This window comes from Gardnerella sp. DNF00571G, assembly GCF_049262695.1.
In the GTDB taxonomy this organism is placed as follows: Bacteria; Actinomycetota; Actinomycetes; order Actinomycetales; family Bifidobacteriaceae; genus Bifidobacterium; species Bifidobacterium piotii.
Genome location: NZ_CP058396.1, coordinates 859339 through 884832 on the forward strand (window position 1 = coordinate 859339; position 25494 = coordinate 884832).

Here is a 25494-nt window from a genome sequence, read left to right on the forward strand (position 1 = left end):
ACTTAATATTTTTATTCTGCCAATAAAAATACTACGTACGTCTTTATGATATTGTCTTTAATTATTAAAATTTAAAATTATCAAAATTAAAAAACATATTATTACAAACATCAAAATGAAGATAACTTTAAAAAGAGGTGAAACAGTATGCAAATTTTAAACATTCTATGCAACCCAGTAATTGTATCGGTTGTAGTGTTATGCGCGTTAAGTCTTGCAAAACTCAATGTTTTACTCGCAATGATTGTTGCATGCGTTGCAGGTGGCATTGCTGGCCATCTCCCTCTTTTTGGAGATGGAAGCCACACTATTATGGCGCTGCTTTGCGATGGTTTTTCCACAAACGCGCAAACTGCGCTCGCATACATTCTTCTTGGAACATTTGCAGAAGCCATTACAGCAACTGGTCTAGCTCAAATCATTTCTAAAAAAATCAGCAAACTTATTGGCACAAACAAATTTATTCTTCTTGCAGTTCTAACAATTATTGCGTGCATGTCTCAAAATATTGTGCCTGTTCACATTGCTTACATTCCTATTCTTATTCCGCCAATTCTTTCCATTATGAACAAGCTTAAGCTAGATCGCCGCGCTGCCGCATGCTGTACTGCGTTCGGACTAGAAGTGCCGTACATTGCTATTCCATTTGGCTTTGGTTTAATTTTCCAAACAGTTATAGCAACTAATCTCTCTAAAAACGGCATGAAAGTTAGCGTTTCAGACGTTAGCGCAGTGAACTGGTATTTGGGTGCCGCAATGCTTGCAGCCTTACTATTTGCAGTTTTTGTTCTATACCGCAAGCCTCGCGAATATAAAACAACCGAAGCAGATACTCGCGCTGCGGACGCTGTTGTTGGCCCGCTTACTAAAGCACACTACGTAACCATTCTTGCGATTATTGTTGTTGTAGTAGTGCAAGTTATTAGTAAGGATCTTTCACTTTCTTCTCTTGCAGGTCTTGCAACCATGATTATTTTTGGCGCAATAAAGTGGAAAGACATCGACAAGCAGCTTATGGGCGGCGTTAAGCTTATGGGTCTTATTGCATTTATTATGCTCATTGCTGGCGGCTACGCTAACGTGATTCAAGCTACAGGCGGAGTTAATGAGCTTGTACACCTTGGCGTTGCTTGTATGGGTCAAAACAAGCTAATCGCTGCATTCGTTATTACGATTATTGGCTTGCTTGTTACTATGGGCATCGGCACATCGTTTGGCACGGTTCCTATTCTTGCAGTTTTGTTCGTGCCGCTTTGCCAAAGCATTGGTTTTAGCACTCCTGCAACAATTCTTCTTATGTCTTCCGCTGCAGCTCTTGGCGACGCAGGCTCCCCTGCTTCCGATACAACGCTTGGTCCTACTTCTGGCTTAAATGCAGATGGTCAACACAGCCACATTTGGGATACTTGTGTTCCAACATTCCTTATTTTTAACATTCCACTTATGGCTGCAGGCATTGTAATATCGCAGTTTATTTAGCATTTAACTGAAAGTCACCAACAATACACATCTAATAAACGCTGGTGAAGATTTTTGCCATTTGCGGCAATTTTCTTCACCGCGCCAAGTAGGCGAACCTAACATACAGCCACCCGCAAAGTAGCCAATCAATGCAAATTCGCGGGCGATTGGCTACTATTGCAGAAAGCGTACTGCGTTAATATTTTTACCGAGCTTAAAATTGCTCAGCACATTTCAACAAGCCAGACAACATCCTCACATAGACACAGTATAAAGCGAGTAGAAATAAGCTTTCTGATTCATAAGGCCCTCAAAGCTTCCGCGCTCAATAAGCTCGCCACTTTTCATCACAAGAATCTCATCATATTGTTTAAGCGAATTAGCATCCAAGCGGTGAGTTATAACAAGTCGAAGAATTCCTTGCAAATCCAAAATAGACTGCGTTACGTTCGCGCTCGTCTCGTTATCTAGCGCACTCGTTGCCTCATCAACCAGCAGAATCTCGGACTTTTTAAGCAAGCTTCGCGCAATAGCAATACGCTGCTTTTCTCCTCCAGAAAGATGACTACCATTCTCGCCGCACTGATAATCCTTGCCTTTAGCAGCAATCAAATCATCCAAACCAGCCAAGTGAATCACGCGATCTACCTCTGCGTTCGGGAACGGCTTAAACAGCGTAATATTATCTAAAATCGAAGCATCAAACATAAACACAGACTGCTGCATAAGAGTCGTCTTATCGTAAAGCGAACTCTTGCTCACATTGCTAAGTTCGTGATTATTCAGCTTCACGCTACCCTTATAATCCTTGTAATAGCCCATAAGCAGATTAATCAAACTACTTTTACCAGCGCCAGAAGGCCCTACTATTGCGTAAGATTTTCCAGCTTGCAAAGTTAGATTTACGTTTTTCAAAACTTTATGATCCGCATCATAAGCGTACGAAACATCTCGCAAAACAACGTTTTTAATAGAATCGTCAATAATCTCGCCAGAATCTTCCTTAGCGTTACTCATATAATCAGCCATCTTGCTAATAAGCTTCTTAGCGCCCTTCATCTCGCCAAGCATTTGTGGAAGACTAGAAATAGGCTGAAGTACGCCATTCATCAAATTAGTAAAAGCTAAAACCATTCCAGCAGTAATAACACCAACATGAGCGTTAACCATCCAAGCGCCAACAAGCATCACTCCAAGCTGAGTTCCAAGGCTGGAAATTGTGCCAAGAGCAGAAACAGTAGTCATTGTTTTCTCGCGAAGATTCTTAGTATGCTCAAGCTCCATCGACTGATTTTTGTAGCGATCAATAACCTCCTGCTCCGCCTTAAAACTCTTAATAACCGAAACGCCGTTCAAAACATCCTTCGTCAAAGCTGTATAAGACTCATTCGATTTAGAAACCTGCTCCTCTCGAGTGGCAATTCCGTTAGCTGTAAGAATCGAGCACGCCATTGGAAGCACAGAAATAACAAGAGCAATAACAGTGAGCAGCGGACTGTAGTAAATCATAAGAGCTAGCGAGCTTACAAGCATAAGAACGTCTTGAACAAAATCAAAAATCTTCTTCAAATACTTTTCTTGAATACGCTCGCAATCATTAGTAAGTACAGAAAGATACGTGCCGGAATTTGCAAGCGAAAAATCACTATAACTCTTTTTTAAAAGCTTCTTAATAACAGACTCTTTATACTGATTCATTGCTTTTTCAAGAAAGCGAGGATACGCGCTGCGCTTCAACGCAAAAATCAGTGAGATTACCAGCATAAAGGAAGCGACAAGCAGCAAAATAGTAGTTAGAGAGAAGTCTCCTTTGCCAGACATATAGTCGAAAATAATTTGCAAAATCCAAGAAATAGCAGTGTAAATCATAGACAAGGCAATAAAAACTATCATCGAAAGAAAAGCTACAAGTTTGTTTTCTTTGAAAAATAGTTTTACGTAATTTTTTACGTCGGGATGCAGTGCGGATGATTTCTTATTTGCCGATGATTGCTGATTTGCCGCATTGTCAGTTTTACTCATTCTCGCTACCTCTCACTTCCTTTATATATCTCTTCTATTTCTACTATTTCTACTATCTCTTCTATAATATCATTTTCGTAAGCAGCATTTTCATAAGCGATTTGCTTATTCACTCGCTACAAAGCATTGAAAGCTACACTATCATACTTATCACGATTATTAACCATTAACGTAATACTTAAACGCATTTATACGTAATGCTTGCTAGAAATAATAAGCATAGAGTTAAAAAAAAAAATCAAATTAAAATGCTGATTCCGTATGTAATATCAGTGTAAACGTGTCAAATGCGCAACGCTGCTTCAATACAAAGCTCAAGAGCATACGCTTTAGAGTCTCCACCCCAATTGCGCTCATCGTAATTTTCAACATCGTGCAAAGTATCTGCAGTGTAAAGAATCTCACCCCAAACAATCCCACGCATTTGTGCACAAGCCGCTAAAGCAGAACACTCCATCTCAACAACCGCGCATCCCTCCTGCTTACGACTAGCAACTTTCGTCTTAGTCTCACGGAAAAACCCATCAGTAGTCCACGTTTTAACTTCATGATAAGGCAAATTGTGCGCTTGCAAAGTTTGTAAAATAGCACGTCTCGAGCGCTCTGAAACATCAACATAACGACTTGGAGGCAAATAATGATAAGAAGTCCCCTCATCCCTTAAAGCTTTATACGGAACCAGAAAAACGTTTTCCGCATAATCAACTAGCGATCCGCAAGAACCAGCACTAACAACTTCGCTAACACCGTAAGAAATCAGCCAGTCTAAGATCTGAACAGCGGCAGGAGCACCAACTGGAGCCTGCACTAAGCAGATTTTTTGCGTTTCTTCTTCTACTTCGCTGTTTGTATTTTCTCTTACTTTTTTCTCTACTTTATCTTCCAAAACATATATTGGATATACTTTAGTTGCAGATTCAAAATTTGCTACAATCGTAGCTTTCCTACTTAAAGCATACTGATCAATTTCATCTCCTAAGAAAGCAAAAACCGCTTTAGATGGAAGCTGAACAGCAATATCATCGTGATTTGGCATTAAAACTGCGCTTTTATCGGAATCATACTCTAAAATCGGTAAATCATATTCTGCCATATAATCAGCTCCTTCATACAATCAGCTCCATCCTACAAGCACTCAATCCTATATACAAATACACGCATTAGTACGCAAAGATTATAAAAAATAGCCAATCGCTGCAAATTCGCGGGCGATTGGCTACTTCATATATGTATATACTATCTATCTAAAAATGCTATCTAGCTCAATATAGTGTCTAGCCCAGTATGCTATCGATATTCTTCTTATTGCTTAGATCATCTTCATCAAGAAAATCCATCTGCTTTATTCCGCTTAATTTTGCAATAAGCGAAACTGGGAAAGTAACAATATTTTGATTAAGAGTACTAATGTTACTATTTACTATTCTTTTTGCTGCAGCCAGCTGCTCGTTTTCGTCATTTACTTCTTCTTGCAAGTTCAAAAATTGTTCTGAAGACTTTAATTCTGGGTAAGCTTCTGCCAAAGCAAAAATCTTCCCTATTGCATGATTCTGATTTTTTATTGCTTCGCTAGAATCAGCAGAGTTTAATCCCTCTCTTAAACTCACTAAATCAACTAATGTTGTTTTTTCGTACTTTGCAAACGATTGCGCAACTTTAAGCATTTGGCAAATAGTGTCGTACCTTTTAGCGAGCGCAATGTCAACGTTTTTTTGCGACTCTTCTATAATCACTCTATATTTTCTTAGTCTATTTAACTTACCAATAAACCAGCCAATAGCCACTACAAGCACTGCTGCAATAACTATTAAAATAGTTTCATAATCCATAATGTCTCCTTTATTTTTAGCCTTTTCTAGTCTTAATTATCTCTAATTTTGCAATTCACAAGTATTGTAATTTCTACTTTTTTAATTTTATAGCTTCTAATTTTGCAATTTTTCTCTAATTACGCTGATTATTTCGTAATATTCAGCCAAAACATCTCTAAATCTTGCATATTCTCTTGTTAAAGATAGGTTTTCTATTCCAGATTTTCCAGGATTTCCTAATATATACCGACCAGAATCAAAAGATGCAATAATATGCTCGCTATCTAGATATATGCAAACTCTCATTCTTTTTTGCAAATTATTCAATGCTTCTATAAAACTTGGATCTAATACAAGCTTTGTATAAAAATCGTCTGTAGAAAAGATTGAATACGAGTTATTAAACTCAATGGATTCTGTTTGAACTTCACTCTCCTCTTTTGTTTTTTTGCCATAGTATCCACTTAGTTTTTGCCCCATAAAGTTCTTTCCAGTAACGGGAACGATTCTAATGTGACCATTTATATTGGTTTTTGCGTTTATTAATAAGACTTGCCCAATAAAATCCGTTTTTTTAACAGTTTTTCCACTTTCAGTTCTAGAAAAGTGTATTGCTTGCATGTTTGAAAATTCAGTTTTAGATTCATCGCCAAAAATTATGTGTTTATTTGAATAATACCTACTCGATATTGGCAGAAGATTATTAAAAATACTGTTGTCAATTCCTTCAGAATTTTCTAATACCGTTCCAGGCAGAATCGCATTTAGAATCGGCGTTAAAACATTATTCGCATATAGCGAGCTTACATCAACCTTATTTGTTACAAAAAACTTGCCAGCAAAGCAAACAACAAAGGCAACTATTATGAGTAAAGGATATTTATAAGTAGAGTAGTCAAACGAAGGAAGATAATTGCCAACAGCACCAATAATCAGCACTACTGGTATTAATGGGATTAAACGCATTGGGTCAAAAGCGTTATTTTTTATGCCTTCTTTTAACTCATTTAGTTTCCCTTGCATTTGGGGAGATTTTTCTAATTTATTAAGTCTTTCTAAAACTTCGGGATTTGTAAACACGCTACTATGTTTTACATTCATCGTCATCTCCCTCTTATAATCGCCAATATTTTTATAACAACATCTTTATAAAAGTCATAAAAGGCTCTTATATTTTTTTATCATAAATAATCATTATTTGGAATAGTTAAATTTGTGATAGCAAAATTTGGAATAGTGAAATAGTCAAATAACGAAATAATAACAACTTTGATTTTGATATAAAAGTGATATAGCTGTTATTATTTTCAATAAAGACTTAATACAAAACAAATAACAAAGAACAAAATAACACAAAATAAACAATATAACAATTTATAACACATTAATTTTCAACTACTTTAATAACATTTCTCAAAGCGTATAATGAACTTGAATTTATTCCTTAACTGATAGGAAGTTCAAAAATGGTAAAGAAACTAAAAACTATTTGGAGCGTTAAATTAACTACCGCTTCACTCGTACTGATACCAGCCGCAATCGGCATAAATTATGTTGCAAAACTATTTGCAAGCATGCTAAAACTACCACTTTGGCTTGGCACACTAGGCACTTGCATTTCAGCTTGCTTAGCAGGACCAGTTGTAGGCGGAATTGCTGGATTTTTAACTAATATTGTTTACGGCTTAACAATTGATCCGATTTCTACAGTCTATAGCATTACAGCTGCAGCAATTGGCGTAAGCGTTGGAATCGCTGCACGATTAAAATATATGGACAAAGGCCTACACATTTTTATAACAAGTCTTATTGTTGCAGCAATCGCAATAATCATCTCTACACCTCTAAACATGATTTATTGGGGCGGAACCACTGGAAACGTTTGGGGCGACGCTGTTTTTGCAGCAATGGGATCCAAAGGCTTCTTTGCATCATTCGTAGATGAGCTTGTTGTAGATATACCAGACAAGATTGTTGTTTTGTTCCTTGCAGCTGGAATTTATAAAGTTCTTCCTAAGAGTTTAATAGCTATTTATCAATCCGATGACGAAGATCTTGATAAATAAACGTTTATCGCAAGCAAATAAATCGCATAAACGTTAAGTTCTACAAGTTTTTATAAGCACAATAAGACGAGATAGCATGAAAAGCATCAGCCTATTTGAAGATAAGAATTCGTTTCTAAACGGATTATCTGCAAAAACCAAGCTTGCATACGTAATATGTGCTACAAGCACACCGAGTTTGCTTGGAGGCTATACTTCTTTTGCTATCTTTATTATTTTGAGCCTAATATTACTTGCAACATCAAGGGTCCTAGCAAAAATAAAAATCGTAATACAAGTTACCGGTTTTATTATTGTAACTATTTTTATAGTTCAAACTTTCTTTAGATCGGGAAACTACACGATTTTATTCAAACTAGGACCTTTGATTGCTCGCAAAGAAGGTTTTGAAGTAGCAATGAAGATTGTGCTAAATATATTAAACATTTCGTTTGCATTTTGTGTTTTAACTCTTACAACTAAACCTTCTAATATGATGCAAGAGATGATACAAGCTGGCTTACCACCTAAAATGGGCTATGTTTTTGTCTCGCTATTTCAAATCATTCCTCAAATAACACAGCAAACTTCGACTATTGTTGACGCACAAAGAAGCAGAGGATTACAAACAAAAGGTTCCCTAATAACGCGTTTCAAAGCTTTTTTGCCTTTAATATCCCCGATCATAATGTCTTCGTTTATGAGTTCTAAAGAAAGAACTATAGCTTTAGAAGTTCGCGGATTTTCGTGCAATAATCAAAAAACATTCATAAAACCATTTAAGCCAAGTAAATACAATACGCTATTTTTATGCGCTTGTTTAATCGTAATAATCGCATCTATTATTTATGCGTTACTTAATAATTTAGGATATGTAGCATGGCAGCTATTCATATAGAGCACTTAAAATATCGCTACCCGTATAGTAAAACTCTTGCACTTAATGACATTTCTTGCGATATTCATAAAGGCGAATTTATTGGAATAATAGGTGCTAATGGAGCTGGAAAATCAACATTATCTCAAGCCATTTTAGGTCTTGTTCCAAATCTTTACCACGGAGCGTACGGCGGAAAAGTCGAAGTAGACGGTCTTAACGCAAAAACTACGCCAATAGACAGTCTTTGTAAAAAAGTTGGCTTAGTTTTTCAAAATCCTTTTAATCAAATTACTGGCTCGAAGCTTACTGTGTATGAGGAGATTGCGTTTGGGCTTGAAAATCTTGGCATTGAGCAAAACGAGATGCAAAATCGCGTAGATAAAATCATGGAGATGCTCAACATTGCGCATCTTAAAGATTGCTCTCCATACGATTTATCTGGCGGTCAAATGCAACGCATGTCTATTGCCGCTATTTTAGTTATGCAACCAGAAGTAATAATTTTAGACGAGCCAACTTCGCAGCTTGATCCTAAAGGTTCTGAAGAGGTTTTTAAAGCAGTAGAATCCTTAAAAAATCAGGGTCAAACTATTATTATGGTTGAGCACAAAATGGAAAAAATCGCGCAATATAGCGACCGCGTAATGCTTTTAAGCGAAGGAAAACTCATTGATTTTGATACTCCGCAAAAAATCTTTTCTCGCGAAGACTTGGAAGAATATGGCGTAAATCCTCCTGTTTATACTCAAATTTGCAAAAAACTTTCGTTAAAAAACAATAATGGCTTGTATCCAATAACTCTTGAGCAAACGTCACGAATTTTGCGCTCACACGAAGGGAATCGATTACAATGACTCCTACTATTGAAATACAAAATGTGTCTTTTTCTCATACTCCAACATCACAAATATTCAATAATCTAAATTTGTCTTTTGCTCCTGGAGCATGCGCTATTGTTGGTCAAAATGGCACTGGAAAAACAACTTTACTTAAGATTCTTAGAGGACTTCTTACGCCGAAATCTGGAAGCGTTTTATTAAATGGTAAAGATATTGCAGAATGTACTGTTCCCTCTCTTGCTAAAGATATTGGATTTGTATTCCAAAATCCAGATGACCAGATTTTTGAATCAACTGTTATACGCGAAGTAATGTTTGGACTTTTAAAAATTGGAATTGATAAGAGTCAAGCATTGATCCAAGCAAAAGAAAGTCTAAAACTTGTAGGACTTTTAGATAAAAGCGACTTAAATCCTTACGATTTAAGTCTTTGTGAAAGGAAAATGGTTTCTATTGCATCGATTCTAGCAATGGATACGCAAGTTGTTATTTTAGATGAGCCTACGATTGCTCAAGACGATTGCGGCAAAAATCGTATTGAATCAATTATTAAACACCTTGTTTTGCAAGGAAAAACTGTTATAGCTGTTCTTCACGATATGAATTTTGTGGCTAGAGTATTTAATCGAGTTGTTGTGCTTTCCAATGGCAAGGTTCTTTTTGACGGCACTACGCGAGACGCATTTATGCAAAATAACATACTTTCTAGCGCACAACTAGATAAGCCAGATGTTGTTAAGCTCTGTGAAAAGTTGGGTTATGAAAATACGTTCCTATCTGTTGAAGAATTTGTGAACGAGTATTACGAACAATAAAACTACCGACTATCAAATGAAGCAGCAAAGAAAGCAAATGCACAAATCGCGTAGTTTCTTAAAATTAGCATTTGTTAATAAATATTAATATCAGCAGACACGAATTAAATTTGACAAACACAAATCCATTCGCTATAGTCTTCACTTATCACCATTTCGAGAAGCAAAGGAGTGCACATGTATCATACAAATATGATGACAAATTGTTGTTGTAGCGTATGCTGTTGCGCATTTCTTAATCGAAATGATGTTTGCAAGCACTAAGTATGCATAACATCTAGCCTGTGTTAAAAGCATCTACGTTAAAACACAGCAAATTACGATTCAAGAAACAGCGCGCTGTTTCTTTTTTTATGCCAAAAATCGAATATAACGTTAAAAAATAACAATTTAATACGTGTTAATGTTAAAACGAATAATGGCATCTTTAGAAACAACTAATAAAACAATAGTCACTTTATTAATAAAAATTATTTTTAAAAATTAAAAACAAAACAGAAACAAATCAAATTAAACAAAACAAACAAGTAAGGGGAAATATTATGTCTAATATTTACAAGTCCGTGCAAGAACTCGTAGGAAACACTCCACTTATGGAGCTTACACACATTGAAAAAGAGTACAATCTAGCAGCAAAAATTCTTGTAAAACTCGAATACTTTAACCCAGCAGGCTCCGTAAAAGACCGAATTGCAAAGCAGATGATTGAAGAAGCAGAAGCTGCAGGAACAATTAAACCAGGCTCAGTAATTGTTGAGCCAACCTCTGGAAATACTGGCATTGGTCTTTCAATGATTGCGCAGACAAAAGGATACAAAAGCATTATTGTAATGCCAGAAAGCATGTCTATTGAACGCCGAAAACTTATGAAAGCATACGGCGCCGAGCTCGTGCTCACACCAGCTAAAGATGGAATGAAAGGCGCAATCGCCAAAGCAAAGGAAATCGTTGAAAACACGCCAAACGCGTGGACTCCGGGGCAGTTTACCAATCAAGCAAATGTGCACGCGCACTACAAAACAACAGGTCCAGAAATTTGGCAAGACACTGATGGAAACGTGGATATGCTCATTGCTGGCGTTGGAACAGGCGGCACAATCACGGGTACTGGCACATATTTAAAGGAGCAAAATCCGCAGCTTGAAGTAATCGCAGTAGAACCAGCCGACTCCCCTGTGCTCGCAGGCGGCAAGCCAGGAGCGCACAAGATTCAAGGAATCGGCGCAGGATTCGTGCCAGATGTGCTTAACCAAAACATTTATAATCGCATTGTTCACGTAACAAATGAAGACGCAATCGAAAGCGGCAAGCTTATAAGCAAAAAAGAAGGCGTTCTCGTTGGTATTTCTTCTGGAGCTGCAATCTGGGCAGCAATCCAAGAAGCAAAAAGAGAAGAAAACAGGGGTAAAACCATCGTTGCAATACTGCCAGATTCAGGAGATCGATACTTGTCTACCGCATTATTTGAAGACTGACTACATTTAGGAGCACTACTGTAAATACGCAAGTTTTGATTAAATAATATATGGATAATAAATAACATTATTAGATAATGATCAAAACTGTAGAATAAAGAAAATAGAAAATAAAGAAAATAGCAAAATAACGGGAGAAATGTATGAGTGATAGCCTTGACCTTATAAATCAACTAAACTCAATTAACGATTCAGACATAAGGCAAGCTACATTCATACCTAATTACCGCAATATTATTGCACTCATACATGCGACTCAGGCTCTACTTTTGCCTGAGTTGCATGTGCGCAATGAAAGCAACGAGACTACGCAACTCAACGCTAGTTTGAACAATAACGCTAGTTTGAATACCGTTACTTCAAACGCATTAGACACTATAGAACGCATTATATTTCACGAACTTCAATGCTACACAAGCAACACAATTAAAATTCGAGAAACTTGCAATCAATTTATAAATACTCTTCCTACAATTAAAAAGTTACTTTTAACAGATATTCAAGCCATGTATGAAGGCGATCCTGCTTGCACAAGCAAAGTAGAAGTAACGCTCGCATACCCTGGTTTTTATGCAATGCTTATTCACCGCACAGCTCACGCACTCTACGAACTTAACATACCGCTAATTCCTAGACTTATGAGCGAATATGCACACAGAAAAACTGGAATCGACATTCATCCAGGAGCAAAAATTGGCGCATATTTTTGCATTGATCACGGAACTGGCATTGTAATTGGCGAAACAACTGTAATCGGCGAGCATGTTAAGCTTTACCAAGGCGTAACGCTGGGTGCAAAAAGTTTTGCTCTAGACGAGAATGGAAATCCTGTAAAAGGCGGAAAGCGGCATCCAAATATTGGAAATAATGTTGTAATTTACGCAAACGCAACAATCTTAGGCGGAGAAACCACAATCGGCAACGGAAGCATAATCGCAGCAAACGCGTGGATAAACCGCAGCATTCCTGCAAACACAACCTACCACTTTCCTAAAGCCTAATACGCTATCATGCTCTGTCTTTTATAAAACCGCAGCACTCAATTTCTGCTAACTCAATAAAACCAGCAGACTTATAAAAAGCAATAGTTTTTTCAGTACAATCCGTGGTTAATTGAATTTGACGAACATTAGGGTAAAAATCCACAATCGCATTTAACAAAGCAGAGCCTATCCCCTGGCGTTGATACTCTGGCAAAACAAGAATATCTTGAATAAGAACAACCGTGTATCCATCGCCAACAGCTCTAGCAATTCCAACTAGCTCATCATTTTTATACGCAGCTAAAACCTTGAGCGAATTGTTAAAGCCATTTTCTAAAGCAACTAAATCATCTGTATACGAAGACCAACCAACAGAATCATATAATCTTAAAATATCTTTGCTATTATATTTTTCGTACTCTTTTATTTGAACATCTGCTAGATTCATTTACAATAACGCCTCGCAAAACATAGCAAAAGTGCGCGATCTAAAACGTAAAAACGGAAGAACGCGCACTAGTAATAATACTTAACAAAAGCTACAACAGATGCAACCGCTACAACAGCTACTTTTTAAGTTGCACTGGCTCGTGATCCTTGCCCATCTTAAACTTAAGACCTGCACGCTGCCACATGCGATATTCGCCAACTGCCGTAAAGAGAACATCTGTGGAAGAGTTAAGCGCAGTTTCGCACGAATCTTGAATAACGCCAATAATAAGGCCAATAGCAACTACTTGCATAGCAATATCGTTTGAAATACCAAACGACGAGCAAGCAAGAGGTATAAGCAAAAGCGAACCACCAGCTACACCAGATGCACCTGCAGCGCTAACTGCAGAAAGCGCAGACAAAATCACAGCTGTTGGAATATCAACGTAAATCCCAAGCGTGTGAGCAGCGCACAAAGCCATAATCGAAATCGTTATAGCAGCACCACTCATATTAATGGTTGATCCAAGTGGTATAGAAACCGAGTAATTGTCTTTATTAAAACCGAGTTTTTCGCACAAATTCATGTTTACAGGAATATTTGCAGCAGAAGAACGCATAAAGAACGCTGTAACTCCCGAATCGCGCAATGTTCTCAATACAAGAGGATACGGATTCTTGCCAGTAAGCACAAAAACAAAAATAGGATTTACAATCAAAGCAACAACAGCCATAGTGCATACTAACAAGGCAATAACGGAACCGTATTCACTAAAAATACGAAGACCATTGCTTGCCACTGTTGTATAAACAAGACCCATAATGCCAAAAGGTGCTGCGTTAATAATCCAGTGAACAATTTTTCCAATAGCAGACGAAACGTTGTCAAAGAATGCTTTAGTGGAAGGCTCAGCCAAGCGAAGTGCTACGCCAAATGCGATTGCCCAGAATAAAATACCAATAAAGTTTCCCTTTGCAAGAGCATCTACAGGGTTTACAACAATATTTAGCACAAGAGAATTAAGAACTTCGCCGATTCCTTGAGGAGATGGAGAAGATGCTGCTTCAACATGCGCAAAAGTGAAGTCAACAGGGAAAATCATAGCTGCGCATACAGCTATAAGGCTTGCAATAAACGTAGAAAGTGCATACAACACGATTACAAGCTTCATGTTTCCAACACTTTTTGCTTTTGCAAGCGCGCCAATCACCAGGCAGAATACCAAAATCGGAGCAACAGATTTAAGTGCGCTTACAAACAGCTTTCCCATAAGATCTAGCACGTAAACGTGAGATGGCACAAAAAGACCAAGTGCAGCGCCTAGAAAAAGACCAATAACAATACGCAGAATAAGGTCAATGCTATTCCACTTTTGAATAATCTTGTGCATGAGAGTCTCCTGTAATTTAGTTTGTGCAGAATATTTTATACTCTTTTATTTGTATTCATACTCGCAAGATTTTCTATTTTTACATATTATACACATGCATGCATATATATGCAAATCGTTAGGTTTTAGCGATTTAACAATGCCTTTTGCTTAAAAATAGTCCTTATTAGTCCTTATTAATCCTTATTAGTCCTTATTAATCCTTATTAGTCCTTATTAATCCTTATTAATCCTTATTAATCCTTATTAATCCTTATTAATCCTTATTAATCCTTATTAATCCTTATTAATCCTTATTAATCCTTATTAATCGTCATTAATCGTCATTAATCGCCTAATCTGCATAACTAGTATTTGGTAATTGAGGCAAAACAACAAGCAATCCTGCTGTGAAAATCAGCGCAAGTATAGGCAAAAGCTGCCATTGGAACGTAGACGAGAATGCAAATCCAATCCAAGAACCAGCAGTAGCACCAATCGCAAACGCAAGGCGCGCCCAACCAGAAAACTTAGCGAGAGTACTTCCCTTAAACAGAATCTGACGCGCAACAATAATCGGCTCTACTAGTAGCATTCCGCCAATCGCTTCAAGTAAGAACGCAAAGCACATTATTGGCAAAAGATTAATAAACATAAAGCAATAAGCAGCTAAGCTCACAATAATGCCTAAAATTGCAACTTTTCTTAAACCGAGTTTTTGAGACGAGTGCGCATACAAAACGGATGCAAGCACGCTTCCTACACCAGTAAAAATATACAATATTGTTAAAGATTGAGAGCCATATTGCTTACCAAGACCTAGAAGAATATAAGAAACAGAGCATGCAGGAATAAAAGCAACCAAAAGAGATCCAGCAAGAAGCATGATTTTACCCTTTAGTAACGGATTCGCAGATTGCTTAGCTGTGGATTTGTTGGCAACGTCATTTTCTTGCGATACTTGCGATTCTTGCGATTCATTCTCTACATCTTGCTGCACTTCCTCTACTTCTTGCAACTCTCCCTCTACATCGCAAGATGCTTGCGCAATGTCTTGTTTCATAATAAATCGCGTACCACAAGCCGCAAAAGAAGTGACGGACGAGAAAATCAAAACCGCAGGAATCGACCAGCTTGCAATCCAAGATCCAAGCGGAGAGCCAAGCAACGTTCCTGTAATACTCGCCAAAATGCTCACAATGCCGCTGTAGTTTACAATCATGCTGTCATCTCCGCCTGCAGCATCAACCTCGAAAACTTCGCTAGCAATATCAATCACTTGACCAGTAATCAGCAATGCGCAAGAAAGAGCCACCAGCGACCACTTCCACGCAGGAGAGCCAAGCATAAGAAGCGGTAGTAAACTAAGCACGCCTTCTACGCCTTCAGTCATAGCAAGAGCGCGAAAACCGCCAAGCTTATCAACAATCCAACCAGAGCATGGCGAAAGAAAATCGGCAACCGTCATAAAAGTCTTACGAAAACCAATCACCCAAGCCGGCAAGCCCACAATAATAATAGAAGGCAAAACCGAGCCTTCATACGCTTGATTGCCGAGCATAGAAAAACAGAAGCCGACTAAAGCCCATCGCAGTGCTGGACTAATAGATCTCATACGAATAAAAATATTATTCTTACTAAATATTGACTTCACAGCAACCAACTCTCCCTTAAAGCTCTTGTAAAATCGCAAATCATAATGCAAGCTTCTGCAAATGCATAACTACTCGCAAATCACTATCAAACTTAAATAATTCACTACAAACTACACAAATCCAATAGCTTATTTTACAAATTTAGTAACACTATACTCTTGTTCAAGAAAAATCAACAAATAATAATACAAAATAACAAAAACGCTACAAAAAACAGTGGTTAGCTATAGACCAAAAAACAGTTTAGACAAAAAGTGAGGGTTATAGACCAAAAGTAAAAAACAAAAAGTGAAAAACAAAAAAGCTTTCGGTTTTGAATGCCCCTAGTAGCAAACAAAACCGAAAGCAACACACTCAACACTCAAAACCCCGCAACCAACGCCCTAACTCTGGGAAGAAAAGAAAATAATAGCAAACCAGAATTAAAACAAAAGTGCAAGAATCAAGAGCAAAGCCAGTGAGACATTTCCCTACAAAACACCACACCAGTCGTTAAGTGCAAACTCTAAAAGAGCATAAGCGCGCACTCACACACTTAGCATAAGGGCGCGCGCAATGCTTAGTGACGAGCCTTGCGAACAGCAGCACCCATGCCAGCAAGCATAGTGGCAGCCAAAGCGGTCAAAGTTACGCCAACACCAGTAGTAGCGTGGGCGTTACCGCGCTTGTCCTTGCCATTCTTGTTCTCAACCTCAGTCTTAGCGCCAGCAGCGGCAGAGCCATTAGCAGCGCCAGCCTTACCAGCGGCAGCGCCGTTAGCACCAGCCTGAGCACCATTCTTACCAGCTGGAGCAACACCATTGGAGGTGCTTGGAAGATCAAGGAAGTCATTATCCAATGGATCTGCAGCAGTAGAAACAACTGGAAGCTTGGTTGGATCTACATCAAGAGACACAGCATGATCGTAAGCAGCGTGATACTCTTTTACAGCATCCTTCCAAAGAGACTTTGCATCCGTAGCCTTCTGCTTAGCTTCCTTATACTCTCCCTCAGCCTTAGTCTGCTTGGTTTCAGCAGCAGTAAGCTTGGCCTTAGCGCGATCAAGAACATCATTAAGATGGTCTTCACGCTTAGAATCAGTTTCACCGCTCATCATAAAGTCATTCAAAGCATCCTCAGCAGCCTTAACAGCTTCCTTGCAGGCAGAAACCTTTTCCTTAGCTGCATTGTAAGCAGACTTCTTCTTGAGATACTCAGCATAAGTCTTCTGCTTCTTCTCAATCTTAGTCTGAAGATCAGCTGCAGCGGTACGAACACGAGCAATAGCATTATCCTTCTGCTGTTCGTCAGACTCCTCTACAGGATCAGCCGCAGCGGTCTTAACAGCAGCTTCTGCATCAGTCCAAGCCTTAAGAGCATCAGCAACGTCAGCTACATACTTCTTGTGAGCAGCATCAGCAGCAAGATAAGCGTTGTGACCGTTAATATACGCATTCACTTTTCCAGCAACAGTCACAGTAAGCTTATTAATTTCTGATTCAACAGCAGTAAACTTATGAGTCTTTGCATCCTCGGTGTAGCATTTCTTCAAAGCATCTGCAGCGATATCAGAGGTAGCTGGTGCTTCTGCATCCTTACCAGCTTCAGCAACTGGATTCTGAACAAGCTTGAGATAAGCCTGCTGCTTTTCCGCAGCAACCTTCTTAGCTTCTTTCTTAGTCAAGACCTTGTTTGCGTCATTGTTTGGAGTCTCAGCAGCAAAAGCTGGGGTTGCCATTGCAAAGCCAGCAAGCAAAGTTGCGCCAGCAGCGAAAGCGGCGATAGCCTTCTTATTCATCATTTTATTTCCTTTCTTCTTCTCCCCCACTCGCATGCAGCCAATCCACAAGCGGCGGGGAAAAATAATCAAACACGCGTTCACGCATTTCCACCAACGGTTATCCACCGTGTGATGTTGCTATTAACATACCCCCCCCCCGTTTGAAAAAGTCAAGCCCCAGCAACACATGCTAAACCGAAAAAAATGATGCTATACACAAACTAATCCACAATAAAGGCCACATTGCCGTAAAATTTGTGGATAAACAACACTTAAACCGTAAAAATACGCATTTCAAGGTTTTTGAAGAATTTTCCCAGGTTTTTTTAAGGAAAGGATTTTCGCGCGTGTCGCAGTACAAAAAGCGTAGTTAATTAACTCGGGAATCGTTAGCGCGGTCTAAGCGCGCGAACGACGCGACACGCCGCCAGTTTGTACCATACGCGACTCGTATGGTAACGTTTTCGCAAACTAAAAACCATTACCCCACCAATAGTCATGTCTTTTCAACGATGAAAGGAATACTCAAATGTCTACAATCAAACGCGTAGCATACGCAATACTACATAATTACGGAAAAATGAGCCACGAAAGACTAGAACTACTCACATACTACTGTCAAGCACAATACTTATCTACAACAAGCCTACAATTATTCCCTAACTCATTCCAAGCATGGAAAAACGGGCCAGTATGCCTAGAACTATTTAACATATGCTACCTAACACAAGACGAAGTAAGCGAAAACAATATTATCTTCAGCCCAATTGAACTATACAAGTCGTTTAACTGCTCCCAACTACGCGTAGTATACGCTGTTTGCGACGCATTAAAAGATTACACTACACAAGACTTAGCAGCCAGAGCACGCAGTGAACTACCATGGGTTGACGCTAGAAGAGGCGTTAACACTAACAACGCATGCGATACTGAACTATCACACAAGATCATCCACGACTATTACGCGAAAAACCCTGTAATTGCCGAAGGGCGCGCAAACACAAGAAGTAGAAGCGTTGAAAATGCTATACGCCGTCTAAGAGACGCGCATCTTAAAAAATGCAAGCAAGCAGAAAAAGAAAAACTAGAAGCACAAAATCAAGCGCACGCTGTTAATAATCATTGTAAAGAACTCATAGACGCTGAAAACATGGTCATGCGTAAAATCAGAACGCTAAACGAGTTCAAAAACATGTCGGATAATAATATTAAAACTCGAGCACGCATGATAGCTAGAAGCATAGGAAAACAATTATGCGAATACGAGCAAAACGAGATTAAACGCCAAAACTTTCAACATAACCTAGAAGCAGTAAAACAACAAAACACAACCCAAAACACGAGTACAAACACGACTAAAAACAACACTAGTAGTAACACGACTCAAAACACGACTAGTAAAAGTAGTAGTAAAACTAGTAACACGACTACAAACAGTGGAAACACTGCAAACAACGCAAAGGCTACGACTAGCGGAAACACTACGCACAGCACGAACACTACAACTAGCAGGAATCCTGCGACTAGCGCAAAGAGTGAAGCCAGCAAAAAATCCAAAACTGGTGAAAAATCCAAGACCAGCAGCAAAGACGAAACCAGCAAAAAATCTGCATCCAGCATAAAATCTTCAGCCAGCAAAAAGTCCGCAAAAAACGAAGCTAGTTAACGCATTTTGCGCGACTTTACAGCAATTCATGATATGTTAAACAATAGAACAACAACAAAAAACGCCACTGTGTGAGCAGTGGCGTTATTGCGTTGGTGGAGTCGCGGGGAATTGAACCCCGGTCCGGAAACCGTACCCTCGGTCTTCTACGTGCGTAGTCTGCTGGCCATTCGGCAGTTTTTCTGCCCCCATGTTATTGCAGACAATTCATGGCGAGCATATCTACAGTAAAAGTCCTTGAACTACCCTGCAGCTCGGCAATTCAAGCAAGTCTTCTAATGACGTTTAGCACCACCCCGAAGACGTGAGTGGGTAAACGGAGCAGCTGCTCACTGGTTAATCCTGGCGCGAAGCTCAGGCAGCAAGAGCGAACTCAGTGCGATTAGATTTAGCACTTATTCTTTTGCGAAAGGACGTTTACGAGTGGACTTTCGCATTCTCGGCACGCTTCCCCGCGGCGAACAGATCACCGTCGAAACCGATCGACCCCTTTTGATTTATCAAACTATCAATTAAATACTGGCATAAAGCCAGAATAATCATTATAAATAAACGTTTTAACAGAGTCAACCTGTTTTAGGCTATCAATTTATTTCAGACCAATCCAAAGACTAATCCAAAGACTAATCAAAAGACTAATCCAATAAATCACTTACCTTTAGTTTCATCTGTTTTAGCATCACCACTATTGCCTTTAGCAAGCTTCTTCGATTTTTCAACAAATCTTCTACTAACAACAAACGTACAAATTGACGCAACACACACGCAAATAAATATTGTAACGTTTCTAACTCTAGCGTTTCCAAGGCTTTTTACAGCATTAACATGAAGAGCAACAGCAGATTCCGCATCAACAGTGGTCTCTACTTTTCCGCCACTAACGCTCACAGTTTTAGTGCAATCTTTAGACTCATAAACATTGCAATATTCACCATCTGGCAAGTCAGTCTTATAGCTCACTTTTTGAGGCTTTTCCGTGTTGTTAATCGCAAGAAAACCCTTGTTTCCTCGGCTAAATGCAACGTTATTATCGTCGTCATCTTGCCAATTAGTAACCTTAGTGCCTCTAACAGCGTTGTAGAATCCAATCATTCCGCGAATCGAAGTTAGCCTTTGCGTACATTGCCACTTAGAATCCTTCGCACAACTCACATCAGGAATCGAAGTTTGCGTAGCTCCAGGCGCCCCCTCGTCTCGTTTTGTAAACTCATAACCCGAAAACACATTTGGAGTTCCATACGGGTATGCCAGCATAAACGCGTTTGCAAGCTCATATTTTTTGCCATCTTTATACGTTAAAACTCTGCTCGCATTGTCTCGCTCAGTATCCCAATTTGTAACGAAAATCGCAGCTTTTTTGCTTGGAATCAACTTATCTGTAATATGTTTAAGATTCTCAATAGACCCATAAAAATAGTTTCTAAGCCTATAAGAGTACTCAAATTCGTTCACTTCGCCAGTTTGTAAATATTGGTCTGGCTGAATTCTAGGGTCTTGCTCTGGGAACCCTATTGTTTCTTGCATCCACCAAATCTTATCTGGCGTTGTTCCAGCAGCCTCTGCAGCCGCATCTTTTATGCCCTTTACATCTTGCGGAGACATGTGTTTTGCTGCATCAACTCTAAACCCAGCCACTCCAAGCTTTAGCATATACGCAAAGTACTCTCCCAAAGTTTTTTGCACATGAGGATTAGAAGTGTCTAAATCAAGCAGTCCAACAAGTCGATGCGTCCAAACGATTTCTGCTTTTCTATACGTGTTTATATCTTCTGTTGACTTGTGAAAATCATCTTTTGTATATCCAGCATCTTGGAACGACTGATTTGCAGCATCATACTTGCTTCCACCAACACCAAGTGTGTCTTTGTTTGCAAAACCAGTTGTGTGGTTTATTACTGCATCTGCAATAATTCCAACACCCGAAGCTTTGCACGTTGTAATCATCTTTTTAAACTCGTCTTCTGTGCCAAGTTTTGAATTCAACTTATAGCTTACAGGTTGATAACTTGTCCACCATTGATCGCCCTTAATATGATCTTGCGGAGGTGAAACTTGCACGTATTTTACGCCCTCTGGGCCGTACGTTTTTTTGCATTCCTTGGCTATGCTTTTCCAATTTTGCTGGAATGCTGTTACGATTACGCCTTTTTGTGCAGTTTTTTGAGATGATTTTGCGCCAGCATATGCAATCGCTGGGCTGCTTGCGACTACTGCTACCGCCAAAATAGTAGCAGCACAAGATGTTATAGCCGCAACTCTTGCCAACACAAACTTTAACTTTACAAGCGCTTTTTTATTGAAGCTCGTAAATACTTCTATGCCGTGGATCATCGTTGTTCCTTTCTGCAAGAATTGCGGCTTTGCTTTGTTCTTACTTCACTCCTTATATATAGGACTATATTAGGACTATATTAGACTCATCTATTCCCATTCTTCTTTTTATACTGTTCACTATATTCAAAAGTATTCAAAATAAAGGCTTTTCGTTTATTATATATTGGGAAATTCGTTCCATTTTATCTTGTTTTCGGATTATTTTACCCATACCAGTTCCAGTTCCAACACTATCAGATTGAATCCAATTTACCAAACTCCTATAGTATCCGATTTTCAACAGATTTTAATTACAGATATTATAAATTTTTGTTGTGAAGAATGATATTATTCAATATACCATTTTTCTGATATCTTTGCATTATCACTATCTGTCGTAGGGTTGGCTTGAGCAAATTTAGTTAGTGTTGGCAAATTAATTGCACTACCAAAAACCAACGCATTTCCTGTTTGAAGATATGTAAGCCTTTCTATCATATTTTGATTTATATATGGAACCATTCTGGATATATATTGCAAATCATCAGGATTTTGTACACGATGAACAATGAAATTACTACACTGTGATACTACTGTTTTAGATAATTCACTTGGTCTTTGAGATGATATTCCCAAAAGCATCCCAAACTTACGACCTTCTTTTGCAATTCTCTCAAAAATATTATATCCAACAGCTCCATAATTTGCTTCGTTTTTTATAAATCTATGTGCCTCTTCAATTATAAAATTAATCGGTGTTTCAGCTTTTATTTCTATTCTCTTTAAATAATCTAGTAGAAGTTTAGCCAAAACTTTTGTTACAACCTCTGCAGAAGCATCATCTAATGCACTAATATCAAGATCTACTATTTGGTTTTCTCCCAGCAACATATTTACATAATCATCAATAGTATCATACGTTGTTCTTGAAAGAATGCGTCCTTGTATTCCTTCTTGAATAGTATGCAATCTAGTCGTTAATGTCGCTGTGTATTCTTGTATTCTTTGCGAACTAATACTCCCTTCATAAAGGGTAGCAAACTCCACAGCTTGGCAGAAATCATCTAAGCTATACGGAACCATTGAACGTGAGATATTTTCCACTATTAATTCTTGATTTAGATACCCATTCAAAAATGAAATAACAACTTCTTCATCTGACATTGATCCATAGCTTATATTCATAGATTGTCTTAATGTTTTAGAATTTGATAAAGGTGAATCCATATTGATCTCACTTGTACCAAAATTTGTAACTATAGCTTTTAGTTTATCCGACTTAGAAGGTGAAGAATCTGAACTCTGAATAATACCCAGCAAAGTGGATGCAAGTATATGATTTCTCAATTCATTGTTACTTGAATCAGAACTATGAAAGACTCTTGCAATATCTATTGCTCTTTTTAATACAGGTATTTGTGTTTTCTCAGAAGCATGTAATAGTGTTGCCCAATCATCTGCAGATAATGCCCAAACAGGTATTTCAAACCTTATTTCACTATCTCCATCTGCAACCATAAGAGAGTGTTTAATTTGTGGATTAATTTCATTTAACTTTGAAAAAGCCTGATTATACTCACCATTAGAATCAATTATTACAAATTTTGCACCCTTAGCAGAATAATTATCTTTAACAAAAACATTTTGTAGAATTCTAGCAACAGTATTCGACTTTCCCGCTCCCGTATTTCCAAATACAGCAAAATGGAATCCGAAGAACTTGTCAATATTTATCTTAACATCATAATCTGGGAATATTACTGATTTGCCTATTTTAAGCAAAACTGCTCGTGTTTTGTCAAGATCTTCCGAGATCTTAATTTCTTCTTTTCCAACTTCAAGCATAGTGATTAATTCTTTTTGTGAAACCATGTATACAGCGGAGAAAATCAATGGCATTTTTGATACTCCAAAATGAAATTTATCATCTACAATTTCTCCAATCAAATTTAAGTAAATCTGTCTTTTACTATTTGGTTTTACCAGTTCTTTTGAATTAATTAGCTGAGTCTTCTCATCTACTCCAATTATTTCAGCTATAACAGTTCTTCCAATTTCATAAATTGATACATATGATCCAACTTCTCCAACGAAAAGAATTCCATCAATTGTATTTATATAGTTCCCTAAATCAGAATTCACATCAGCTATTACTCCATGAACGCCTACTGAAGTAATCTTCCCTATTTCACGACTACTCATTCTTAACACCCTCAAAAGCTTTTATTAATTCAGCAACAACAGGTAGCTCTATTTGCTCTTTGACATCTGATTTAATATCTGGCATAGCCTTTTCCACAAAATTTTTGAAATAATGAATCTTATCTTGTGAATTAATAACTATAATGCGTGAATCATCCATTTCAGTTAATCTAGAAATCGCTTCGCTCTGTCCAAAGATAACAAGTTTAAACGTAGGAATGGCTAAAGAGTTCAAAATCAACCTATTAATATGATCGTCTGCAAAACTATACCCCAAGGTTATAAGAACACTATTCTTTTTAAGTAGGGCAGTTTCCATAGCCCTAAACAAGTCAGAATATGGAGTCATTAAAGTAGTTCTGTCCTTTAATGGAGTTGGATAAATCATAACCGTATCATCTTCACCTATATGCTCATAATCCATCTCATTTATATTATTTTCATTTTTAACCCAAGAAATCGAACCATGTATTTTATATAAATTATAGAAATTAGGTACTCTTTCCCATATATTCTTGGATAAATTCATATCCTCCACATACGCATACTTATAACTCGCTGGATTAAATGACCTTTTGTAAGTACCAACAAATCCATTGTTATATGGGAAGGATAAAGAATCCAAAGCTTGTTCATTATATAAATCATAATTAGTTGTAAAAATATTTATTGGATTCTTTCTTCCTTGTGTAACGGTTTTTATATAAAAGTTACGATAAAAACTCAAAACTTCCTTTCCGTGCAATCCACTAATAATCTTACTTCTAATATATTTCTGCACTGTGCAAATCTTTCCTTCTATATCATCATCAATCTCTTTTACTCTTTCAGCAACAGAAATCGCCCCCATTGTTTCCAGCATTTTTTCTAAATTTCCATCAAAAATTGATTCTACATCACTTCCAGCAATTTCAAATTCTTCATTTTCTTCAAAAAAACCTTTATATAAATTAGCCATTCCTGGTATTCCTAATTCCTTATCGTTTTCGATGTGACTAGAGCAACCTGCCCCTAACAAAAAGTTCAAATTATCCAGTTGTAAAAATTGTGCCAATTCATTTTTTATAAAATCAATATCTACTTTTGTTTCGCTTTTTCCTCTGAAATATGAAATATTATTTTCCTCTTCCACAATAATTCCTCCTTCATTTTTATTTATTATGAATAGATTCTAAAACACTTCTTCAAGCAATATCCAGCTATCATCATTCACACCATCCACATACTCTGTGTTATTCAAATATAACTCATAATTTTTATCCCTAACAAAGTGATGTGTACTCCTTATTACAGCTAATAGTTGTACAAAAAATTTAATAGATAATAAAATCACGCTACCCACTACCTCACTACCTAAATTGGTAGCAAAGTAGCGGTAACGGACTTTTTCAAAATTCCTAAAATGGTATTTCCATATCTTCTCTTCAACAAAATCTATATTTACTTTTCTCTTATAAAATTTCTTACTAACTCTAACAATGACATCAATTCTAACCTTTTTGCTCTTAACAGACGGTTCTAAAATCCATTCATCCACGACTTCATTTTCCATCAACTCTGAAAACACTTTTTCATTCGTTTCAAGATATCTGCTTGTAAATTCTGCGGAGCATAATAAATTATGCGTATCTAACTTTGTTGCTTTCCATTCCATAAAATCCAAGAAATTCTTGTACATCTTTTGCATTCATAAAAATACCTTTCATAATGTCCATGTCCACTTTTTATAGTTTGTAAGGTTCTACATCTTCAAAAAGGCGAGCATT

General features: G+C 37.8%; 20 protein-coding genes and 1 other RNA gene. 8 read left to right on the forward strand and 13 right to left on the reverse strand.

Annotated elements, in window-relative coordinates; all coding sequences use genetic code 11:
• The first annotated feature begins 147 nt into the window (after positions 1-147).
• A complete protein-coding gene (locus tag HXT30_RS03595; RefSeq protein ID WP_422111311.1) occupies positions 148-1479 on the forward strand; it encodes a Na+/H+ antiporter family protein in 1332 nt (443 codons plus the stop codon).
• A 237-nt stretch (positions 1480-1716) separates the two neighbouring features.
• On the opposite strand, the gene HXT30_RS03600 is transcribed toward HXT30_RS03595, so the two are convergent.
• The 4 genes from HXT30_RS03600 to HXT30_RS03615 form a co-directional block, all read right to left on the reverse strand.
• A complete protein-coding gene (locus HXT30_RS03600; RefSeq protein ID WP_422111312.1) occupies positions 1717-3483 on the reverse strand; it encodes an ABC transporter ATP-binding protein in 1767 nt (588 codons plus the stop codon).
• 283 nt (positions 3484-3766) lie between these two features.
• Complete coding sequence (locus HXT30_RS03605) at positions 3767-4576, reverse strand: nucleoside phosphorylase (RefSeq protein ID WP_422111313.1); 810 nt, start codon at positions 4574-4576, stop codon at positions 3767-3769.
• Between the two features lie 181 nt (positions 4577-4757).
• A complete protein-coding gene (locus tag HXT30_RS03610; RefSeq protein WP_422111314.1) occupies positions 4758-5312 on the reverse strand; it encodes a LemA family protein in 555 nt (184 codons plus the stop codon).
• Between the two features lie 96 nt (positions 5313-5408).
• Positions 5409-6395 carry a DUF3137 domain-containing protein gene (locus tag HXT30_RS03615; protein WP_422111315.1) on the reverse strand — a complete coding sequence of 329 codons (987 nt, stop codon included), beginning with the start codon at positions 6393-6395 and terminating at the stop codon, positions 5409-5411.
• Positions 6396-6760: 365 nt separating this feature from the next.
• Here HXT30_RS03615 and HXT30_RS03620 point away from each other — a divergent pair, with 365 nt between their 5' ends.
• The 6 genes from HXT30_RS03620 to epsC all read left to right on the forward strand — a co-directional run bounded on the left by HXT30_RS03620 (position 6761) and on the right by epsC (position 12349).
• Positions 6761-7360, forward strand: coding sequence for an ECF transporter S component (locus tag HXT30_RS03620; RefSeq protein WP_422111316.1), 600 nt, complete (start codon positions 6761-6763; stop codon positions 7358-7360).
• Between the two features lie 76 nt (positions 7361-7436).
• Positions 7437-8237 carry an energy-coupling factor transporter transmembrane component T family protein gene (locus HXT30_RS03625; RefSeq protein ID WP_020758037.1) on the forward strand — a complete coding sequence of 267 codons (801 nt, stop codon included), beginning with the start codon at positions 7437-7439 and terminating at the stop codon, positions 8235-8237.
• Positions 8219-9073 (forward strand): energy-coupling factor ABC transporter ATP-binding protein, encoded by an 855-nt coding sequence (locus tag HXT30_RS03630; RefSeq protein WP_422111317.1) that lies wholly within the window; start codon positions 8219-8221, stop codon positions 9071-9073. The genes HXT30_RS03625 and HXT30_RS03630 overlap by 19 nt, the downstream gene beginning before the upstream one ends.
• The gene (locus tag HXT30_RS03635) at positions 9070-9873 is read left to right on the forward strand and encodes an energy-coupling factor ABC transporter ATP-binding protein (protein ID WP_422111318.1); all 804 of its coding nucleotides are present in this window, start codon (positions 9070-9072) and stop codon (positions 9871-9873) included. The genes HXT30_RS03630 and HXT30_RS03635 overlap by 4 nt, the downstream gene beginning before the upstream one ends.
• Positions 9874-10415: 542 nt before the next feature.
• Positions 10416-11348 (forward strand): cysteine synthase A, encoded by a 933-nt coding sequence (cysK, locus tag HXT30_RS03640; protein WP_422111319.1) that lies wholly within the window; start codon positions 10416-10418, stop codon positions 11346-11348.
• A gap of 143 nt (positions 11349-11491) precedes the next feature.
• Complete coding sequence (epsC, locus tag HXT30_RS03645; RefSeq protein WP_422111320.1) at positions 11492-12349, forward strand: serine O-acetyltransferase EpsC; 858 nt, start codon at positions 11492-11494, stop codon at positions 12347-12349.
• A 7-nt stretch (positions 12350-12356) separates the two neighbouring features.
• Here the strand turns inward: epsC and HXT30_RS03650 are convergent, their stop codons facing one another.
• The 4 genes from HXT30_RS03650 to HXT30_RS03665 form a co-directional block, all read right to left on the reverse strand.
• On the reverse strand, positions 12357-12779 hold the full coding sequence (locus tag HXT30_RS03650; protein WP_422111321.1) for a GNAT family N-acetyltransferase: 423 nt from the start codon (positions 12777-12779) through the stop codon (positions 12357-12359).
• A gap of 118 nt (positions 12780-12897) precedes the next feature.
• Complete coding sequence (gene sstT / locus HXT30_RS03655; RefSeq protein ID WP_415701837.1) at positions 12898-14154, reverse strand: serine/threonine transporter SstT; 1257 nt, start codon at positions 14152-14154, stop codon at positions 12898-12900.
• A gap of 334 nt (positions 14155-14488) precedes the next feature.
• Positions 14489-15787 carry an MFS transporter gene (locus HXT30_RS03660; protein WP_422111834.1) on the reverse strand — a complete coding sequence of 433 codons (1299 nt, stop codon included), beginning with the start codon at positions 15785-15787 and terminating at the stop codon, positions 14489-14491.
• Positions 15788-16347: 560 nt separating this feature from the next.
• On the reverse strand, positions 16348-17568 hold the full coding sequence (locus tag HXT30_RS03665) for a hypothetical protein (protein ID WP_422111322.1): 1221 nt from the start codon (positions 17566-17568) through the stop codon (positions 16348-16350).
• A 508-nt stretch (positions 17569-18076) separates the two neighbouring features.
• Here HXT30_RS03665 and HXT30_RS03670 point away from each other — a divergent pair.
• Positions 18077-19213: a Panacea domain-containing protein gene (locus HXT30_RS03670; protein ID WP_422111323.1), complete on the forward strand. Its 1137-nt coding sequence runs from the start codon at positions 18077-18079 to the stop codon at positions 19211-19213.
• A 93-nt stretch (positions 19214-19306) separates the two neighbouring features.
• Here HXT30_RS03670 and ssrA read toward each other — a convergent pair.
• From ssrA to HXT30_RS03695, 5 genes are all read right to left on the reverse strand, one after another.
• Positions 19307-19703, reverse strand: a transfer-messenger RNA (tmRNA) gene (gene ssrA, locus HXT30_RS03675).
• A gap of 158 nt (positions 19704-19861) precedes the next feature.
• Positions 19862-21544 (reverse strand): alpha-amylase, encoded by a 1683-nt coding sequence (locus tag HXT30_RS03680; protein ID WP_422111324.1) that lies wholly within the window; start codon positions 21542-21544, stop codon positions 19862-19864.
• A 330-nt stretch (positions 21545-21874) separates the two neighbouring features.
• On the reverse strand, positions 21875-23728 hold the full coding sequence (locus HXT30_RS03685; RefSeq protein WP_415701831.1) for an ATP-binding protein: 1854 nt from the start codon (positions 23726-23728) through the stop codon (positions 21875-21877).
• Complete coding sequence (locus HXT30_RS03690) at positions 23721-24860, reverse strand: SIR2 family protein (RefSeq protein ID WP_415701830.1); 1140 nt, start codon at positions 24858-24860, stop codon at positions 23721-23723. The genes HXT30_RS03685 and HXT30_RS03690 overlap by 8 nt, the downstream gene beginning before the upstream one ends.
• 39 nt (positions 24861-24899) lie before the next feature.
• The gene (locus HXT30_RS03695; protein WP_422111325.1) at positions 24900-25415 is read right to left on the reverse strand and encodes a hypothetical protein; all 516 of its coding nucleotides are present in this window, start codon (positions 25413-25415) and stop codon (positions 24900-24902) included.
• Between the last annotated feature and the right edge of the window lie 79 nt (positions 25416-25494).

Coding starts and splice junctions, on each gene's coding strand:
- HXT30_RS03615 (WP_422111315.1), bottom strand. CDS start 6,395: ATGAATGTAAAACATAGTAGCGTGTTTACAAATCCCGAAGTTTTAGAA.
- HXT30_RS03630 (WP_422111317.1), top strand. CDS start 8,219: ATGGCAGCTATTCATATAGAGCACTTAAAATATCGCTACCCGTATAGT.
- sstT (WP_415701837.1), bottom strand. CDS start 14,154: ATGCACAAGATTATTCAAAAGTGGAATAGCATTGACCTTATTCTGCGT.
- HXT30_RS03650 (WP_422111321.1), bottom strand. CDS start 12,779: ATGAATCTAGCAGATGTTCAAATAAAAGAGTACGAAAAATATAATAGC.
- HXT30_RS03605 (WP_422111313.1), bottom strand. CDS start 4,576: ATGGCAGAATATGATTTACCGATTTTAGAGTATGATTCCGATAAAAGC.
- HXT30_RS03670 (WP_422111323.1), top strand. CDS start 18,077: ATGTCTACAATCAAACGCGTAGCATACGCAATACTACATAATTACGGA.
- HXT30_RS03635 (WP_422111318.1), top strand. CDS start 9,070: ATGACTCCTACTATTGAAATACAAAATGTGTCTTTTTCTCATACTCCA.
- HXT30_RS03680 (WP_422111324.1), bottom strand. CDS start 21,544: ATGATCCACGGCATAGAAGTATTTACGAGCTTCAATAAAAAAGCGCTT.
- HXT30_RS03610 (WP_422111314.1), bottom strand. CDS start 5,312: ATGGATTATGAAACTATTTTAATAGTTATTGCAGCAGTGCTTGTAGTG.
- HXT30_RS03600 (WP_422111312.1), bottom strand. CDS start 3,483: ATGAGTAAAACTGACAATGCGGCAAATCAGCAATCATCGGCAAATAAG.
- HXT30_RS03685 (WP_415701831.1), bottom strand. CDS start 23,728: ATGAGTAGTCGTGAAATAGGGAAGATTACTTCAGTAGGCGTTCATGGA.
- HXT30_RS03625 (WP_020758037.1), top strand. CDS start 7,437: ATGAAAAGCATCAGCCTATTTGAAGATAAGAATTCGTTTCTAAACGGA.
- HXT30_RS03665 (WP_422111322.1), bottom strand. CDS start 17,568: ATGATGAATAAGAAGGCTATCGCCGCTTTCGCTGCTGGCGCAACTTTG.
- cysK (WP_422111319.1), top strand. CDS start 10,416: ATGTCTAATATTTACAAGTCCGTGCAAGAACTCGTAGGAAACACTCCA.
- HXT30_RS03620 (WP_422111316.1), top strand. CDS start 6,761: ATGGTAAAGAAACTAAAAACTATTTGGAGCGTTAAATTAACTACCGCT.
- epsC (WP_422111320.1), top strand. CDS start 11,492: ATGAGTGATAGCCTTGACCTTATAAATCAACTAAACTCAATTAACGAT.
- HXT30_RS03595 (WP_422111311.1), top strand. CDS start 148: ATGCAAATTTTAAACATTCTATGCAACCCAGTAATTGTATCGGTTGTA.
- HXT30_RS03695 (WP_422111325.1), bottom strand. CDS start 25,415: ATGCAAAAGATGTACAAGAATTTCTTGGATTTTATGGAATGGAAAGCA.